General features: G+C 71.0%; 13 protein-coding genes and 2 riboswitches. Of the genes, 6 read left to right on the forward strand and 7 right to left on the reverse strand.

All coding sequences use genetic code 11. The annotated features are described in order from the left end of the window. Window positions 1-116: 116 nt before the first annotated feature. A riboswitch (cobalamin riboswitch) is annotated at window positions 117-333 on the reverse strand. Window positions 334-374: 41 nt separating this feature from the next. Beyond that, a complete protein-coding gene (locus tag ACI2K4_RS01060) occupies window positions 375-1,394 on the reverse strand; it encodes a ribonucleotide-diphosphate reductase subunit beta (RefSeq protein ID WP_404507785.1) in 1,020 nt (339 codons plus the stop codon). Window positions 1,395-1,431: 37 nt separating this feature from the next. Next, the gene (locus ACI2K4_RS01065) at window positions 1,432-3,813 is read right to left on the reverse strand and encodes a ribonucleoside-diphosphate reductase subunit alpha (RefSeq protein ID WP_404509142.1); all 2,382 of its coding nucleotides are present in this window, start codon (window positions 3,811-3,813) and stop codon (window positions 1,432-1,434) included. 138 nt (window positions 3,814-3,951) lie between these two features. Next, window positions 3,952-4,186: riboswitch (cobalamin riboswitch) on the reverse strand. A gap of 131 nt (window positions 4,187-4,317) precedes the next feature. On the opposite strand from ACI2K4_RS01065, the gene ACI2K4_RS01070 reads away from it, so the two are divergent. Beyond that, on the forward strand, window positions 4,318-4,932 hold the full coding sequence (locus tag ACI2K4_RS01070) for a superoxide dismutase (RefSeq protein ID WP_404507786.1): 615 nt from the start codon (window positions 4,318-4,320) through the stop codon (window positions 4,930-4,932). 2 nt (window positions 4,933-4,934) lie between these two features. Further along, complete coding sequence (locus ACI2K4_RS01075; protein WP_404507787.1) at window positions 4,935-5,207, forward strand: superoxide dismutase; 273 nt, start codon at window positions 4,935-4,937, stop codon at window positions 5,205-5,207. Between the two features lie 61 nt (window positions 5,208-5,268). Here ACI2K4_RS01075 and ACI2K4_RS01080 read toward each other — a convergent pair whose 3' ends face one another. Genes ACI2K4_RS01080 through ACI2K4_RS01100 form a run of 5 tightly spaced genes read right to left on the reverse strand, consistent with a single transcriptional unit; the run spans window position 5,269 to window position 12,543 of the window. After that, window positions 5,269-8,139, reverse strand: coding sequence for a DUF5682 family protein (locus ACI2K4_RS01080; RefSeq protein WP_404507788.1), 2,871 nt, complete (start codon window positions 8,137-8,139; stop codon window positions 5,269-5,271). Continuing rightward, window positions 8,136-9,254: an AAA family ATPase gene (locus ACI2K4_RS01085; protein WP_404507789.1), complete on the reverse strand. Its 1,119-nt coding sequence runs from the start codon at window positions 9,252-9,254 to the stop codon at window positions 8,136-8,138. Before ACI2K4_RS01085 ends, ACI2K4_RS01080 begins: the two co-directional genes overlap by 4 nt. 12 nt (window positions 9,255-9,266) lie before the next feature. Then, window positions 9,267-10,592: a VWA domain-containing protein gene (locus tag ACI2K4_RS01090; protein WP_404507790.1), complete on the reverse strand. Its 1,326-nt coding sequence runs from the start codon at window positions 10,590-10,592 to the stop codon at window positions 9,267-9,269. Further along, window positions 10,589-12,025: a hypothetical protein gene (locus ACI2K4_RS01095; RefSeq protein ID WP_404507791.1), complete on the reverse strand. Its 1,437-nt coding sequence runs from the start codon at window positions 12,023-12,025 to the stop codon at window positions 10,589-10,591. The genes ACI2K4_RS01090 and ACI2K4_RS01095 overlap by 4 nt, the downstream gene beginning before the upstream one ends. Beyond that, window positions 12,025-12,543, reverse strand: coding sequence for a hypothetical protein (locus ACI2K4_RS01100; protein ID WP_404507792.1), 519 nt, complete (start codon window positions 12,541-12,543; stop codon window positions 12,025-12,027). The genes ACI2K4_RS01095 and ACI2K4_RS01100 overlap by 1 nt, the downstream gene beginning before the upstream one ends. A 340-nt stretch (window positions 12,544-12,883) precedes the next feature. Here ACI2K4_RS01100 and ACI2K4_RS01105 point away from each other — a divergent pair, with 340 nt between their 5' ends. The 4 genes from ACI2K4_RS01105 to ACI2K4_RS01120 all read left to right on the forward strand — a co-directional run bounded on the left by ACI2K4_RS01105 (window position 12,884) and on the right by ACI2K4_RS01120 (window position 16,535). Continuing rightward, complete coding sequence (locus ACI2K4_RS01105; RefSeq protein ID WP_404507794.1) at window positions 12,884-14,074, forward strand: RNA ligase RtcB family protein; 1,191 nt, start codon at window positions 12,884-12,886, stop codon at window positions 14,072-14,074. Next, the gene (gene prfH / locus ACI2K4_RS01110) at window positions 14,071-14,697 is read left to right on the forward strand and encodes a peptide chain release factor H (RefSeq protein ID WP_404507795.1); all 627 of its coding nucleotides are present in this window, start codon (window positions 14,071-14,073) and stop codon (window positions 14,695-14,697) included. The genes ACI2K4_RS01105 and prfH overlap by 4 nt, the downstream gene beginning before the upstream one ends. Before the next feature lie 96 nt (window positions 14,698-14,793). Beyond that, the gene (locus tag ACI2K4_RS01115; protein ID WP_404507796.1) at window positions 14,794-15,168 is read left to right on the forward strand and encodes a PadR family transcriptional regulator; all 375 of its coding nucleotides are present in this window, start codon (window positions 14,794-14,796) and stop codon (window positions 15,166-15,168) included. Further along, window positions 15,165-16,535 carry a permease prefix domain 1-containing protein gene (locus tag ACI2K4_RS01120; RefSeq protein WP_404507798.1) on the forward strand — a complete coding sequence of 457 codons (1,371 nt, stop codon included), beginning with the start codon at window positions 15,165-15,167 and terminating at the stop codon, window positions 16,533-16,535. The genes ACI2K4_RS01115 and ACI2K4_RS01120 overlap by 4 nt, the downstream gene beginning before the upstream one ends. Window positions 16,536-16,543: the final 8 nt, after the last annotated feature.

Below are 16,543 nucleotides of genomic sequence, written 5' to 3' on the forward strand. Positions count from 1 at the left end.
GAGACGGGTGTCCTTCCCTCGAGGTCGGCCGACGGCCACCCGGGAGGACACGGCAGGGCACGGTACGACGACCGGCCTCGCCCTGGCCCTCCCGAGGGGCCGACGGCGGCGCACGCGGACGCGTACGCGGTGCGGGCAGGTCTTCGGACTCGCGGGCGCGACCGGTGCGACCCGGTCTCCTACTGGCCGTCGCTTCCCAGACGCGTACGCGTCCAGTGCGTATGACGGCGGTCGTTCCCACTCACCGCTGCGGGGCAGTCCCGGTTTTGCACCGGGTTCCCTCTTACGACGCCCCGCCGCGAAGCGGGGCGAACCAGCACTGTCGGCCATCGTACGGCGTCCGGTCGGTTCGCCCCACCCGCCACGGGTACGTGTCAGAAGTCGTCGTCGAAGCTGACCGTGCCGCTCACCCCGACCTGGTACGCCGACACCCGGCGCTCGAAGAAGTTCGACAGCTCCTGTACGTCCTGCAACTCCATGAACGCGAACGGGTTCTTCGACCCGTACAGCGGGGCGATGTCGAGTTGGGCGAGCCGCCGGTCGGCGACGTGTTGGAGGTATTCGCGCATGTCCGGCAGGGAGAGCCCGGAGACGCCCTGTTCGAGCAGGTCCTCGGCGAACTGCACCTCGCACTCGACCGCCTCGGCGAGCATGTCGCGTACCTGCTGGCGCATCTCGTCGTCGAACAGGTCGGGTTCCTGCTGGCGGACCGTGTCGACGACGTCGAAGGCGAACGCCATGTGCATCGACTCGTCGCGGAACACCCAGTTGGTGCCGGAGGCGAGCCCGTGCAGCAGTCCCCGGGAGCGCAGGAAGTAGACGTACGCGAACGCGCCGTAGAAGAAGAGCCCCTCGATGCAGGCGGCGAAGCAGATCAGGTTGAGCAGGAACGCCCGCCGGTCGTCGCGGCTCCTCAGCTCCCGCAGCTCGAAGACCGAGTCGATCCAGCGGAAGCAGAACTCGGCCTTGCGGCGGATCGACGGGATGCTCTCGATCGCGTCGAAGGCGGCGAACCGTTCGGCCTCGTCCGGCACGTAGGTGTCGAGCAGGTTCAGGTAGAACTGGACGTGCACCGCCTCCTCGAACAGTTGCCGGGACAGGTAGAGCCGGCCCTCCGGGGAGTTCACGTGCTGGTAGAGGTTGAGCACCAGATTGTTGGCGACGATGGTGTCACCGGTGGCGAAGAAGGCGACCAGCCGGCTGACCAGGTGCCGTTCGGCCGGGGTGAGCCGGGTCAGGTCGGCCAGGTCGGAGTGCAGGTCCACCTCCTCGACGGTCCAGGTGTTCTTGATCGCGTCCCGGAACCGGTCGAAGAAGTGCGGGTAACGCATCGGTCGCAGGGTCAGGTCCATGCCGGGGTCGAGCAACATCCCGGTCTTTTCCGTACGGGTCATCGGGTCGCCTTACCTTCCGTTGGTGGCCGGGATCGGGTTACTGGCACGCGTCGCACGACTCGGGGTTCTCCAGCGAGCAGGCGACCGCCTCGGGGTCGGCGACCGCGGGACGGTCGATCGCGACGGTGGCCTGCTGGATCCGGGTGGCGGGACGGGACCGCAGGTAGTACGTCGTCTTCAGACCCGACTTCCAGGCGTACAGGTACATCGAGGAGAGCTTGCCGATGCTCGGCGCGCTCATGAACAGGTTCAGCGACTGGCTCTGGTCGACAAAGGGGGAGCGGGCCGCCGCGAGGTCGATCAGCGCCCGCTGCGGGAGTTCCCAGGCGGTCCGGAAGAGTTCCCGTACCTCGGCGGGTAGCGCGTCGATGCCCTGCACCGACCCCTCGGCCCGCTTGATCTCGGTCCGGACCTGCTCGGTCCAGAGCCCGAGCTCCTTGAGCTGCCGGACCAGGGCGGTGTTGACCTGGAGGAACTCGCCGGAGAGGGTCTCCCGCTTGAACAGGTTGGACACCTGCGGCTCGATGCACTCGTAACAGCCGGCGATCGACGCGATGGTGGCGGTCGGGGCGATCGCGATCAGCAGCGAGTTGCGCAGCCCGTGCGCGGCGACCTCTTCCCGTAGGGCGGCCCAACGCTCGGTCTGGGTCGGGGTCACCCCCCACAGGTCGGGTTGGAGCTGGCCCCGGGCGGCCCGGGTCTGCGGGTACGCCGGATGCGGGCCGAACTGTCGGGCCAGCTCGACGGAGCTCTCCAGCGCGGTCAGGTAGATCTCCTCCGAGATCCTGGTCGACAGTTCCCTGGCCGGCGCCGAGTCGAACGGCAGCCGCAGCGCGAAGAACGCGTCCTGTAGGCCCATCAGGCCGAGGCCAATCGGCCGCCAGCGCGGGTTGCTCGCCGCCGCCTCGACGCTGGGGTAGTAGTTGATGTCGATCACGCGGTCGAGGAAGAGGACGGCGGTCCGTACCGTCTCGCGCAGCCGTTCCCAGTCGATGCCGTCGGCTGCCACGTGCGCGGCGAGGTTGATCGAACCGAGGTTGCAGACGGCCGTCTCGCCGTCGCTGGAGACCTCCACGATCTCGGTGCAGAGGTTCGACAGGTGCACCACGTTGCCCGGCTCGGCGGTCTGGTTGCACAGCCGGTTCGACGGGTCCTTGAAGGTCATCCAGCCGTTACCGGTCTGGGCCAGGGTGCGCATCATCCGCCCGTACAGGTCGCGGGCCTTGACCTGGCGCACGAACCGGCCGGCGGTCTCGGCGGCCCGGTACGCGGCGTCGAAGTCCTCCCCCCACAGGTCGGGCAGCTCGGGCACCTCGGCCGGGTCGAACAGCGACCACGTGCCGTCGGCCTCGACCCGCCGCATGAACTCGTCCGGGATCCAGTTCGCCAGGTTCAGGTTGTGCGTACGCCGCGCGTCCTCGCCGGTGTTGTCCCGCAGTTCGAGGAACTCCTCGATGTCCGGGTGCCACGGCTCCAGGTAGACGCAGGCCGCCCCCTTGCGCCGGCCGCCCTGATTGACCGCGGCGACGCTCGCGTCCAGCGTGCGCAGCCACGGCACGATACCGTTCGACAACCCGTTGGTGCCCCGGATCAACGCACCCCGCGAGCGCACCCGGGACCACGCGATCCCGATCCCGCCGGCGAACTTCGACAGCTTCGCCACCTGGGCGTACCGGTCGTAGATCGAGTCGAGTTCGTCGCGGGGCGAGTCGACCAGGAAGCAGGAGGACATCTGGGTGTGCGCGGTGCCGGAGTTGAACAGCGTCGGGGAACTCGGCAGGTACGCGAGCGTCGACATCAGCCGGTAGAACCCGATCGCCTCGCCGGGGGTGTGGGACAGGCCGCAGGCGACCCGCAGCAGCCAGTACTGCGGTGTCTCCACCACCAGCCGGCTGGTCGGGTGCCGCAGCAGGTACCGGTCGTGCACCGTACGCAGCCCGAAGTACTCGAACCGCAGGTCGGCCGTGGGGTCGACGGCGTCGTCGAGCTTGCGGGCGTTGACGGCGACAAAGCGCGCCGTCTGGTCGCCGACCAGTCCGAGTTCGTGGCCGAGTCGGATCGCCTGGCTGAACGACGCGATGCCCTGCCCGCGTACCTCCTTGTCGACGTAACCGGCCAGGAGCCGGGCCGCGAGTCGGGAGTACTGGGGCTCCTCGCCGATCATCTCGGCGGCGGTCTGGATCGACAACCGGTCCAGTTCGGCCGTTGTCGCCCCGTCGTAGAGGCCGCTGATCGTCCGGGTCGCGACCCGCAGCGGGTCGATGTCGTCCAGGTCGCCCGCCCAGCGTTCCACCGCCCGGACGATCTTGTTGACGTCGACCGGTTCGAACGCGCCGTTGCGCTTGCGTACCCGCATCTGGGTACGCCGCTGCCCCGGTGCGGACGTGTCGCCGTCCGTCGCCCGCTCGCCCGCAGCCAGCTCTGTGACCGTCACCTGTCGCTCCTCGTGCTCGTGTCGACGAGGTCCGGAACGCGCGCAGGCGGGCGGAGACGCACGCCCTGGCGTACGTCGCAGCCGTCGACCGTCCCACGCGGTCTCGGACCGCCGCGCGCGGTTGTCCGGCGCGGCGCGGCTGGCAGGTCTTCGGACTCGTGGGCGTGGCCACGGACCAGCCGTGACCCCCTACTGGCCGTCGCTTCCCAGGGCTTCCGGCCGGGCCGGTTGTCTCCCAGTGCTTCGTGACGGCGGTCGTTCCCACTTACCGCTGCGGGGCAGTCCCGGATTCGCGCCGGGTTCCCTCTTGCCTCGGCCGGGGTGGATGCCCGGCCGAACCAGTCGCGTCACGAACTATATATGGGGGAGGTCCGGTTGTTGAACACCACATGTCGTGCCGGCGTGTTGGCGTCGGAGAAGGTGATCCTGACGGTCGAGCCTTGTTGCACTATGTTGGCAACAGCGATTCTTATGCGAGAGGACGTACCGATGGCCGTGTACACCCTGCCCGACATGCCCTACGACTACGGCGCGCTCGAACCGGCGATGTCCGGGGAGATCCTGGAGTTGCACCACAGCAAGCACCACGCGGCGTACGTCAAGGGCGCCAACGACGGGCTCGACCGGCTCGCCGAGGCGAGGGAGAAGGGCGACTACAACACCCTGGTCGGGCTGGAGAAGACGTACGCGTTCAACCTCTCCGGTCACGTCCTGCACTCGATCTTCTGGAACAACCTGTCGCCGGACGGTGGCGACCGCCCGGAGGGCGAGTTGGCGGCGGCGATCGACGAGCACTTCGGCTCGTTCGAAGGTTTTGCCGGTCAGCTCTCGGCGGCGACAAAGGGTGTGCAGGGTTCGGGTTGGGGAGTGCTGGCGTGGGAGCCGCTGGGCCAGCGGTTGATCGTGGAGCAGGTCTACGACCATCACGGCAACGTTGGTCAGGGTTCGACCCCGGTGCTGGTGTTCGACGCGTGGGAGCACGCGTACTACCTGCAGTACCGCAACGTGCGTCCGGACTACGTGGACCGGCTGTGGAACCTGGTGAACTGGACCGACGTGACCAGCCGGTTCGACGCCGCCCGCGCCACCAAGCCCAAGATCTGAGCGTGGTGGACCACCCCACCCCGGCCGCCGCCGAGGCCGTGCAGCGGGCCGCCGGAGTTGTCGCGGCCCGGCACCGGGGCGACCTCGACGGCGCCGAGGCACTGCTCGCCGCGTTTCCCAGCGAGCAGGCCAAGACGCTCGGGTTCTACCTGCTCGCGGAGCTGGCTCTCGGCCTGGTCCGGGCGCAGAGCGGGCAGAGCATGGACGACCTGGTCCAGGAACTCTCCCTGCACCTGGCGACCGCGTCGGACCAGCCACCGCCCGCCCCGGACTGACCAGCCGGGCGACAACCGTTCCGCCGGGCTCGGCCCGGCGGAACGGTTGCTCCCCCGACGGTCAGAGCCGCGCCGCGAGTGCCACGGCGGTCTCCGGATAACGCGCGAGCAGCTCCGGCAACTCCGTCCCGAAGGGTGTGGCGGCCGGAGCCGCGGACGACCGCCAGCCGTCGTCGCAACCGAGCAGCCCGGCCACCGCGTCACAGGACTCCGGGTGCCCGGCCAGCAGTCGCGCCACCGGTCCGGTGTCGCCCGGGCCCGACCCGGCGGAGCCCGTACCGTCGGCGCCGGACCCGGCCGCCGGGCGACCGGCGCTCGCCGTGCCCGCCCCGGACCAGGGCGGCGTCCAGGCGTCGAGCGCCGCGAGCCCGGCCGGGAAGGTCCGGCCCGCCTCGCGGACGAGCCGGGGCACCTGGTCGCCGGCCTCCGCGCGCAGCGTGGTGATCAGGGTCGGCAGCCACGGCAGCAGCACCGGGTCGGGCAGCCGTCCGAACGCCTTCGACAGCACCTCCACCACAAACGGCGCCAGGGTCGGCACGGGTTCGAGCGCCTGGGCGAAGCCGATCAGGTACCGCGGGAAGGTGGGTATGACCAGCGGGTTCTCCAGCAGGCCGGTGGTCCGTTCGCGCAACTGGGCCAGGGAGAGCGACCCCAGTTGAAAGCGGGCCGCCCAGAGCAGGGCGACCTTGGCCGGCGCCTCGGGATGGGACTGGGCGACCGCGATCTCCAACTGGGCCCGGTCGCAGCCGAGCGACAGGGCCAGGCTCTCGATGCTGAACAGGAACCCGAGCATCGCCGCGACCTGGCGTACCCCGGTCTCCTCGGCCACGAACGCGGTCGGCAGCAGGGTGCAGTAGTGCGCGTACCCGGTGGAGCCGAAGTTCTCGCACCAGGCGGGCAGACCGTCCGGGGTGGAGCGGTAGTAGGTGAGCAGCCGGCGAATCCGGGTCAGTACCTCGGGCGCGTCGTCCGACGTACGTTCGCCGCTGAGCAACTGCACCGCGCGGGCGCCGAGTTCGTCGGTGAACCGAGGGTTGCGCAGGTACAGCAGTGAGTCCTCGACCGCCCGCAGCGCCATCGCCGCGGTGGCCTGCGGGGCCCACACGCCGCGCCGCAGCCGCTGCTCCAGCACCTGCTCGACGGTGACGCCCTCGTAGCCGAGCTCGATCAGCGCGCGCTGGTCGCGGCCGATCGCCAGGTCCCAGCTCTCCTGGATCGACGCGCCACCGAGCCGCCGCTCGCCCATCACCGGCCGCACGGTCTGCTCGGGCAGCAGCGCACGCAGCACCCAGAGCAGGTCCGAGGCGGGCCGCAGTTCCGGCCGGGCGGTGAGGTCGAGCAGCGCCCGCTGCACGGTGCGGCGCTCCAGCGGGAGGCCGAGCGGGGCCAGCCGGTCGTAGACGTCGCGCGCCAGCGGTGGCAGCGCGTCGTACCCGACCCGGCCGATCCGGTCGCCGCCCATCAGGATCTCGCAGAGCCGGCGTACGTCCCGCCGGCCCGGCACCACGTCCTTCTCGATGCAGGTCACGGCCGCGTCGGCGAAGTCGTACGGGGTGGGCCGGGCCCGGTTACGCATCCCGGCGAGCAGGATCGAGGTCTCGAAGACGGCGATCGCGTCCGCCGTGCTCGCCAGGTAGCCGTTGCGCCGGGCCAGCCGCACGATGTCGACGGACCAGCCCAGCAGTTCGTCCTCGTCCAGTCCGTCGGGAACGGGTGGGCGGGACAGGAATCCCGAGAGCTGGTCCGCGACGGTCGGCGCGGCCGGGCCGGTTCCGGTGCGCGCCGCGCCGGCCGGCTTACGGGTACGGGCCGGACGCCCGCCGTCCTGCTGCCCGGCCAGACGGTACGTCTTCACCCCGGCCCGCGTCACCGCGCGGGAGAAGGTCGTGGCGGCGATGGAGACACTGCCGGAGGCGAGCCCGAACTGGGCCTCGATGGCGGAGTGGCTGGACGGCACGAGGCCGTACAGCCAGGCGGTGCCGGTCCGTGGGGTGATCTCGAACGGCACCGTGGAGGCGGAGCCGAACTGCTCGACCCGGCTGGCGGCGTGGAAGGCGCCGCAGACGTACAGGCAGTCGGATCGGTCGACACCCGACGCCGCCAGGTGCTCGCGCATCCGGGTCCACATGTAACGCTCGCGGTCCTCGTCCCGGTCCAGCCGTGCCGCCTCGCCGGGGCGCAGCCGGCGGAACAGGCTGCCGACCAGCACCATCACCTGCCGGTAGGTGTCGTAGTCGGCGTTCACCAACGGCTGCTCGACGTACTGGTCCCACCACTCGGACCAGTGCCGTACCCGGCCGTGGTGCAGCAGGTGCTCCTCCAACTCGCGGAAGCCGGGACGCAGGTCGCCGATCTCGATGCCGACCGCGTCACCGTGCAGGTCGACCTCCTCGTCGTGCGCCGACGGATCGGCGCCGGGCGACCCCGGCTCGTCGTCGGTCCCGGTGCCGGGCCGGTGCCCGTCGCGCGGCTGCCACTGGAAGACGTGGTCGGTGGAACGGTCGACCAGCACCAGCTCGACCCCGGGCGTCTCCAACGCGTACGCGATCGCCTGGTACTCGGCGGACGCCTCGGTGACCGGCGCGACCACGCTGAGCGGACCCCACTCCTTCGGGTGCCCGTCCAACTCGCTCGCGAACGCCTGTAGCGCCACCGGCAGTTGGCAGTTGCGCAGCTCGGTGAGGAGCGGTTGGAAATCCTCGCACAGCTCCAGGTAGATCACTTTCGGCTGCTTCTCGCGCAGCCGGCGCACCATCGCCAGCGCCGAGGAGGGCGAGTGGTGGCAGACCGGGAAGATCTCGAGTTCCTCCCCGAGTGCCCGGTCGACGTCGTCGACCAGGCCGGCGAGGATCTCGGCCAGGGCGTCGGGGCCGTCGGCGAAGGCGCGCGCCGCGTCCTGGAGCTGCTCCCGCAGCGTCCCGACGACGGTCATGACAGCGTCACGATGGTCTGCCGGCCGCCTTCCAGGAACGCGGTCCACTCGCCGCCGGCCTCCTTGCTGCGCGGCTCGACCACCCCGTGCAGGTACTTGTTCAGGATGGCGAGATCCTCCGGGCTGCGCCGGGCCAGGGACCCGACCAGGGAACCGGCCAGGGTCTCCGCGCGCAGGGTGCGGTCGCCGAAGAAGTTGCTGTGCAGGATCGCGTCCTCCAGCACGCCGATCTGTTCGGCGGTGGACAGGGCCGACTCCAACTTCTCGTCGTCGCTGGTCGCGGCGGCCGCCGCGGTACGCAGGTCGGCGAACGACTGGAGCAGGATGTCGAGCAGCGTCGGCGGTACGTCCAGCTCGATCCGGTGCCGTCGGAGCAGCTCGGTGGTGCGGAACCGGACGATCTCCGCCTCGCTGCGCTTGTTCGTGACCACCGGGATACGAACGAAGTTGAACCGCCGCTTGAGCGCCGAGGAGAGGTCGTTGACTCCCCGGTCCCGGCTGTTCGCGGTCGCGATGACCGAGAAACCCGGACGGGCGAAGACGATGTTGTCGTCGTCCAGCTCCGGGATGGAGACGTACTTCTCGGACAGGATCGAGATCAGCGCGTCCTGCACCTCGCTGGTGGAGCGGGTCAGCTCCTCGAACCGGCCGATGACGCCCCGCTCCATCGCGGTCATGATCGGGGAGGGGATCATCGACGCCCGGGACTGTCCCTTGGCGATCACCATCGAGACGTTCCACGAGTACTTGATGTGGTCCTCGGTGGTGCCGGCGGTGCCCTGCACCACCAGGGTCGAGTTGCGGCAGATCGCCGCCGCGAGCAGCTCGGCCAGCCAGCTCTTGCCGGTGCCCGGGTCGCCGATCAGCAGCAGGCCACGGTCGGAGGCGAGGGTGACGATGCTGCGCTCGACGAAGCTGCGGTCGCCGAACCACTTCTGCGAGATCTCGCGGTCGAGGCCGTCGGCGCGTTCCGAGCCCAGGACGAACAGCCGCACCATCCGAGGGCTGAGCCGCCAGGAGTACGGCTTGGGGCCGTCGTCGATCGACTCCAGCCAGTCGAGCTCCTCGGCGAACTTGACCTCGGCCGGGGCGCGCAGCAGGTCAGGGGTGGTCATTTTCGCGGTCTCCTAGGTGAGGAAGTTCTTGAGTTCGAAGACGAGCTTGCGGATGTGGCCGGAGATCACCGGTGTGCCGAGGTCCTTGAACCGCTGCCGGAACCAGGGGTTCACCTCCGCGCGCCCGCTGCTGTTGACCGAGCCGACGGGGATCAGCTTCACGCCGCTGCGGTGCACCGCCTCCAGCCCGTCGAAGAGCGGTTGGGACCGGCCGAACTCGTAGAAGTCCGAGATCCAGACCAGTACGGTGTTGCGCGGGTCAACGATCTTGGGGCGGGCCATCGCCAGCGCGACCGGCCCGTCGTTCCCGCCGCCGAGCTTGGTACGCAGCAGCACCTCGAACGGGTCGTGCACCCAGGGCGTCAGGTCGATCGCCCGGGTGTCGAAGGCGATGAGCTGCACCTCCACCCGGGGCAACCCGGCGAAGATCGAGGCGAGGATGGTGCAGTTGACCATCGAGTCGACCATCGACCCCGACTGGTCCACCACCACGATCATCCGGGCCGGGGTGGTACGCCGGGCGGTGTGCCGGTAGAAGAGCCGGTCGACGTAGAGCCGCCCGTCCTCCGGGTTCCAGTTCGGCAGGTTCTTCCAGATGGTGCGGTCCAGGTCGATGTTGCGGAACACCCGCTTCGGCGGGACCGACCGGTCCACGGTGCCGACGCTCGTCTGCTCGACCTGCGTACGCAGCACCTCGGCGACCTCGTCGACGTACCGGCGGATCAGCGCCTTGGCGTTGGCCAACGCCACCCCGGAGAGGTTGTGCTTGTCCCGCAGCAACTGCTCGACCAGCGACATGCTGGGCGTGAGCTTGCTGGCCAGCGCCGGGTCGGCCAGCACCTCACGCAGGCGCATCCGGCGGACCAGGTCACCCTCCAGGTTGGCCAGCACGCCGGAGAGCCCCGTGCCGCCCGGTCGGCCGCGTAGCTGACCCGGTTCGTGCCCCAGGCCCTGCTCCAGCCAGCCCGCGTCGGACTGCCAGCGGGCGAGCTGCCCGGCGCTCACACTGCCGCTGCCCGTACCGAAGACGTTGAGCAGCAGCTTCGAGGCGAGGGCCGCGCGGCGTACCTCCGGTGGCCCGACCGGTTCGTCGCCCGTCTCCTCCTCGGGTGCCATCACCCCGACCAGCTCGGCGGCCAGCTCCGGGTGGCGCTGCACCACGCTGTCGACCGAGACGGACGGGTCCAGCAGGGCGGTGGGCAGGCCGAGGTCGTCGACGACGGCGACGCTCGCCGCCTCCAGCGCCGCCTGCTCGTCCGGGTTGAACAGTTGGGCCAGCAGGCGCCAGTAGAGCACCTGTCGGCGGTGCTCGGCCGCGTTGCTCTCGGGTTCGCTCATCGCCGCAGCAACCTTCCCGCCCGCTCCCGCAGCACCGAGACCGCGTCGGTGGCCTTCGCCGCCTTGGTCGCCCTCGGGCCGTCGGCCCCCATCGCCCAGTCGCCGGTCTGCGTGACGATGGTCTTCCGTTTCACGGTGGCCTGTACGGCCAGCGGCTGCACCAGCCAGCGACCCGCGTCCCAGCGCAGCAGGCCGATGCAGGCCGACGAGGCGGCCACCAGCTCCGGGGTGAGCGGCCCGCAGGTCGGCAGGCGGTCGGTCGCCACGCCGATCGTGGCGCCGTCGACGTCGAGGGTGAGCCTCCCCTCGCCGTCGACGCTGGTGGTGTATCCCTCCAGCAGCACCGGTTCGGCGATCGCCGCCGGGTGCCGGTCCAGCGGCGCGGCGGCGTCGGCGAGTACGGCGCCGAGCTGGACCCGGGCCACCGCGAACGGGTCGGCCGGTGCGTCCGGACGAGCGGACTCCTCCCGCCAGACCAGGTCGCCGCCGGGGCGCAGGAGGAGGTCGGTGACCTCGATGCCGACGCCGGCCGCGAGTGCCCCGACCAGCACCGGGTAGCCGCGCAGCAGTTGCCACAGCGTCGGCCCGACGATCGTGTCGACCTTCGCGGACGCGACCGAGGTGCGTACCAGCCGGGCCGGCGCGTCGCCACCGGGTTCGAGGATGGCGTGCACCTGCGCCTGCATCGCCGTGGGGTGCTCGTGCACGTCGACACCGAGGACCAGCAACCGCCCGGAGACGGCCTCACCCGGCCCGGTCATGCCGCCGGGCGTGGCCCCGTCGCCGGGGCGTGCCAGCAGCACCGCGCGACTCCACAGGTCACCCCAGCGACGTGCCGGCACCCGGTCCGTCACCGCGACCGGTGACGCCGCGCGTAGCTCGGCCAGCAGGCCGTCGAGCAGCACCGCGAGGCGACGGTGCGAGGTGGTGGCGAGCAGTCCGGCCGCGACCTGCCCACCCGCCGACAGCGACTCGGCGTCGATGCCGCGCCAGCCGACGATGGCGGCCTCCGTCAACCAGGAGCGTGCCCCGGCGAGCGGCCCGTCGGCCGCCGGCACGGTGCCGCCCGGCTCGGCGGTGGAGGTTGCCGGCGGCGCCCACGGCAGCCGTTCGCGGCCCCGCGTGTGGTCGAGCTGAGCCAGCAGCGCGTCGTGCACCGCCCCCATCAGCGCGGTCCGGGCACCGGCGAGCAGCGCGAGGGAGTCGTCACCGATCGAACCGGCCGCGATCTTCTCCACCGACTCGGCCACCCGGGGCCCGAGCGGGGTGGCCGCGACCGCGCCCGCCAGCTCGGTCAGCGCCGAGGTCTGTGCCGTGTTCAGTCGGCCCAGTCCCTGCGACAGGGCGTCGTCGAGACCGGCCAGCACGCCGAGCGCCGCCTCCACCCCGGCCGGGGTGGAGCCGGTCAGTTCGGCCAGTTGTACGCCCCGCATCAGTGGCTCACCCCGGACGGAAACCAGTGCAGCTCCGGCAGCGGCTCTGCGGTGGCCGGCACCTCCAGGTAGGACAGGTGCGCCAGGAAGCGGCTGAACACCCGGGCCGCGACGGTCGGTCCGTGCCCGGAGGTCATCCGACGCAGCAGGTCGGCGCCGGACGAGTCGCTCTCGTCGAGTTCGACCCGGAGATAGCGGGCGACCTGGGCGATGCCGTACTGCCCGACGGCCTCGTCGGCGAGTGCGCGGATGTGGCCGCAGCGTACGCCGCCGCCACCGCAGGGCCGGTTGTTGTTGGTGCTGCAGGAGGCCTCGTGGCTGCCGGCGGCTATCGCCGACACGTACACCCGGGCGATGTCCGAGCCGCTCGACACCACTCCCTGCAACGCCCCGTCGGCCAACTCGACGAAGGGCACCTTTCCGAGCTTGCGCGGTCGCGCGACGGGCAGCACCCGTACGACACTGCGCCGTTCCCAGTCGGCCGCACCCACCTTCGGGGCGACGGCATCCGCGTCCAAGACGTTCGACCTCCCACCGGCTGATCCGCGCAGCTCCGCCCGGGACATCGGCGGCCACACCCGCGGACAGGTGATCCGTGACGGGCAAAGTTCTACCGTGCCCGTCCGACAGGAAGGCGGGCGGACCCAACGATCCGACGCCGGAGCCGGGCGGACCCGACCGTGCGACGCCGAGGGCGGGCGGACCCGAAAACCGGTTGCCGCGCGCGGCGGGCTCCGGGAACCTGTCCGCATGACGTTCTGACGGACACCACCCAGCTTCCTCTCCCGGCCGTACGGCGCCGACCGGCACCGTGACGCCGTCCGTCCGTGTTCCCTCTCCGCAGTGGAAAGAGCGTCGTTGTCCCAGCACCCCTCGGGGTCGGCGTCCGCGCCGAACCCCATCCTCACCACGCCCTCGGCCACCGTCGCCGTGTTCGCCTCCCCGACAAGCTGGATCGAGTCCGACGCCCTGGCGCAGTGCCACCAGGTGGCCGCCTTCGACGGCATGATCCACGTCGCCGCCATGCCGGACCTGCACCCGGGCAAGGGGGCCCCGATCGGCGCCGCGATGGCGTCGAGGCTGCTGTACCCGTTCCTGGTCGGCTCCGACATCGGGTGCGGCATCGCGGTGTTCCCGATCCGGCTCAAGCGCGCCGTACCGGAGAAGCTCGCCGCCCGGTTCCCGAACCTCGACCGGGCGCTCGACCCCGAGCGGGACGCCGACGACCCGGCCTGGGCCGTCTGGGACGGCGACATCCCCGCCGGTCACGCCGAGGGTCTCGGTACGGTCGGTCGGGGCAACCACTTCGTCGAGCTGGCCCGGATCGGGACCGTCCTCGACCCCGGTCACGCGAGTCGTCTCGGCCTCGCGGCCAAGGATCTGGTCCTGATCGTCCACAGTGGGTCCCGGGGCCTCGGCGAGCGGATCCTGCGGGCCCACACCGAGCTCCACGGTGCCGGTCCCGCCCCGGATCCCGGCGCCTACCTGGCGGCCCACGACGAGGCCGTACGGTGGGGCTCGCTCAACCGGCGGCTGATGGCCGCCCGGGTCGCCCATGCCCTGGGCGCCGAGCCGACCGAGCCGGTCGTGGACCAGTGCCACAACCTGGTCGAGGTCCGCGGCGGGGTCTACCTGCACCGCAAGGGTGCGGCCCCGGGCGACGGCCGCGACGTCCTGATCGCCGGCACCCGGGGCACCCCCTCCTACCTCGTGGCCGCCCACGCCGGTCCGGAGGCCAACCATTCGGTGGCACACGGCGCCGGGCGCAAGATGTCGCGCGCCGACGCGCTGCGCCGGGGACGGGCCAAGCACACGGTCGAGGAGCTGCGCCGTACGCCGGTCGGCTCGCTGGTGGTGTGCGGCGACCGGCAGCTGCTGTTCGAGGAGGCGCCGACGGCGTACAAGCGGATCGAGCAGGTGATCGCCGACCTCACCGAGCACGGGCTGGCCACCGCCGTGGCCACCACGGTTCCGCTGGTGACGTACAAGACGCCCGACCTGGGCGAGCCCGCTCGGCGGGAGCAGCGTCGTGAGCGGGGGCGGCGGTGAACGTACACCTGCTCCTGTCGGCCGGGCGCGGTCCGGCCGAGTGCGCCTGGGCGTTGGCCCGGTTGCTCCGCCGTCTGGAGACCGAAGCCACCCGACGGAACCTGGAAACCCGTCGGGTGCGGACCGTTCCCGGCGAGCGGGGCGACACCTACCGGTCGGTCCTGGTGCAGATCACGGGGACCGAGGCCGAGGCGTTCGCCGTCTCGTGGACCGGCACCCTGTGCTGGCAGGCCCCCAGCCCCTACCGGTCCAGCGTCGGCCGGAAGAACTGGTACGTCACCGCCCAACCGTGCCAGGTCGACGTCCCGCGTACGGCGTTCGCCGAGGCGGACGTGGAGATCGTCGCCTGCCGTACCGGCGGTCCCGGGGGTCAACACCGGAACAAGGCCAGTACGGCGGTCCGGGCGACCCACCGCCCCTCGGGCATCGTCGTGGTGGTCGACGCCGAGCGGCAGTTGCGGGACAACCGCCGGATCGCCCTGCGGCTGCTGCGGCAGCGGATCGAGCAGGGTGACGAGGCGGCCGGGCGTGCCGTGATCGACGAGCGTTGGCGCCTGCACGACGAGCTGGTCCGGGGCAACCCGACCCGGATCGAGCGTCCGAGGAGACCGGGAGCGCCGTAGGCGGGCCAGGATTTGCCGCCGGCGGCGTCCACCTGGATTGCGCGCTCGTCATACCTAGAACTACTATGCATTGCAGTCCTAGGGTTAGGCGGTCACATGCACATCACCAAAGACCTCGTCGCGGCCTCGGCCACCCCGCTCGTGCTGGGGATCCTCGCCGACGGCGAGAGCTACGGATACGCGATCCTCAAACAGGTCAACGAACTGTCGGGCGGGCAACTGGAGTGGACCGAGGGGCTGCTCTACCCCCTCCTGCACCGGCTCGAGCGGCTCGGTCACGTCGAGTCGGACTGGCAGACCCCACCCGGGGGACGCCGGCGCAAGTACTACCGGATCACCGACCAGGGCCTGGCCGAGCTGGCCGAGCAGCGTCGCCAGTGGGAGGCGGTCGTCGACACCCTGCGGGGCGTCTGGCGTACGGCACAGTCCTTCACCCCGATCGTCACACCGGCCTGGGAGGTGGGGCGATGACCGGGGGTGACAACGATCTGGAAGGCCAGATCGACGAGTGGCGGGCCTACACGCAACGCCGCCGGGAGCTGCACCACACCGACACCGAGGAGCTGGAGGACCATCTCCGCAGCCGGATCACCGACCTGACCGAGGCGGGTCTGCACGACGACGAGGCGTTCCTCATCGCCGTGAAGCGGATGGGCAGCCTCGACGAGCTTTCGCGCGAGTTCGCCCGGGAGCATTCCGAGCGGCTGTGGAAGCAGCTCGTGCTGCCGGGGGAGCCGGACGCGCCGGCCGCCGCCCGGTCCCGCCGCGAGCTGCCGGTCATGGTGCTCTGCGCCGTGATCGCGGCGCTGGCGATCAAGGTGCCGAGCCTGTTCGGGCTCGACATCGGCGACGATGATTCCGGGCTGTTCTACATGCTCAACTTCAGTCTCTTCGCGCTGCCGCCGCTCGCCGCCTACTTCGCCTGGCAACGCCGGCTCGGGGGGCGCGTCATCGCGGTGCTCGCGTCGCTGTTCCTGGTCGGCGCGGTGGTCGTGAACGCCTATCCGCTGACCGAGGACTCGCACACCGCCGTGCTCACGGCGATCCACCTGCCGCTCGCCCTCTGGTTCGTCGTCGGTGTCGCCTACGTGGGCGGTGACTGGCGATCGGACCGGCGGCGGATGGACTTCATCCGGTTCACCGGGGAATGGCTGATCTACTTCGCCCTCATCGCGCTGGGTGGCGGGGTACTCCTGGCCTTCACGGCCGGCACCTTCCGGGCCATCGGCATCGACCTCGAGGGGGTCCTCGAATCGTGGCTGGTGCCGTGCGGCGCCATGGCCGCGATCATCGTGGCGGCGTGGCTGGTGGAGGCGAAACAGAGCGTCATCGAGAACATGGCGCCGGTACTCACCCGCGTCTTCACGCCGCTGTTCGCCGCCACCCTCCTGGCCTTCCTGGTGGCCATCGTCTGGACCACCAACGGCATCGACGTCGAGCGCGACGTGCTCATCCTGTTCGACCTGCTCCTCGTCATCGTGCTGGGCCTGCTGCTGTACGCCATCTCCGCCCGTGACTTCGCGGCCCGGCCCGGTCTCTTCGACCGGCTGCAACTCGCGCTCGTGGTCAGCGCGCTGATCATCGACGTCCTGGTGCTGGTGGCGATCACCGGCCGGATCACCGAGTGGGGTTTCAGCCCGAACAAGACCGCCGCACTGGGCGAGAACGTCATCCTGCTCACCAACCTGGCCTGGTCGGCGTGGCTGTTCCTCGGCTTCGTACGCGGCCGGGTGCCCTTCGCCCGCCTGGAACGCTGGCAGACCCGGTACGTGATCGTGTACGCCGTCTGGGCCTGGGTCGTCGTCCTCGCCTTCCCGCTCGTGTTCAACTTCGGCTGAACCCGAGC

It is taken from the genome of Micromonospora sp. NPDC050397 (genome assembly GCF_044901685.1).
Taxonomy (GTDB): domain Bacteria; phylum Actinomycetota; class Actinomycetes; order Mycobacteriales; family Micromonosporaceae; genus Micromonospora_G.

Excerpts from the sequence above, each read along its gene's own strand:
- ACI2K4_RS01060 (WP_404507785.1), bottom strand. The coding sequence starts at position 1,394 with ATGACCCGTACGGAAAAGACCGGGATGTTGCTCGACCCCGGCATGGAC.
- ACI2K4_RS01070 (WP_404507786.1), top strand. The coding sequence starts at position 4,318 with ATGGCCGTGTACACCCTGCCCGACATGCCCTACGACTACGGCGCGCTC.
- ACI2K4_RS01080 (WP_404507788.1), bottom strand. The coding sequence starts at position 8,139 with ATGACCGTCGTCGGGACGCTGCGGGAGCAGCTCCAGGACGCGGCGCGC.
- ACI2K4_RS01085 (WP_404507789.1), bottom strand. The coding sequence starts at position 9,254 with ATGACCACCCCTGACCTGCTGCGCGCCCCGGCCGAGGTCAAGTTCGCC.
- ACI2K4_RS01090 (WP_404507790.1), bottom strand. The coding sequence starts at position 10,592 with ATGAGCGAACCCGAGAGCAACGCGGCCGAGCACCGCCGACAGGTGCTC.
- ACI2K4_RS01095 (WP_404507791.1), bottom strand. The coding sequence starts at position 12,025 with ATGCGGGGCGTACAACTGGCCGAACTGACCGGCTCCACCCCGGCCGGG.
- ACI2K4_RS01115 (WP_404507796.1), top strand. The coding sequence starts at position 14,794 with ATGCACATCACCAAAGACCTCGTCGCGGCCTCGGCCACCCCGCTCGTG.
- ACI2K4_RS01120 (WP_404507798.1), top strand. The coding sequence starts at position 15,165 with ATGACCGGGGGTGACAACGATCTGGAAGGCCAGATCGACGAGTGGCGG.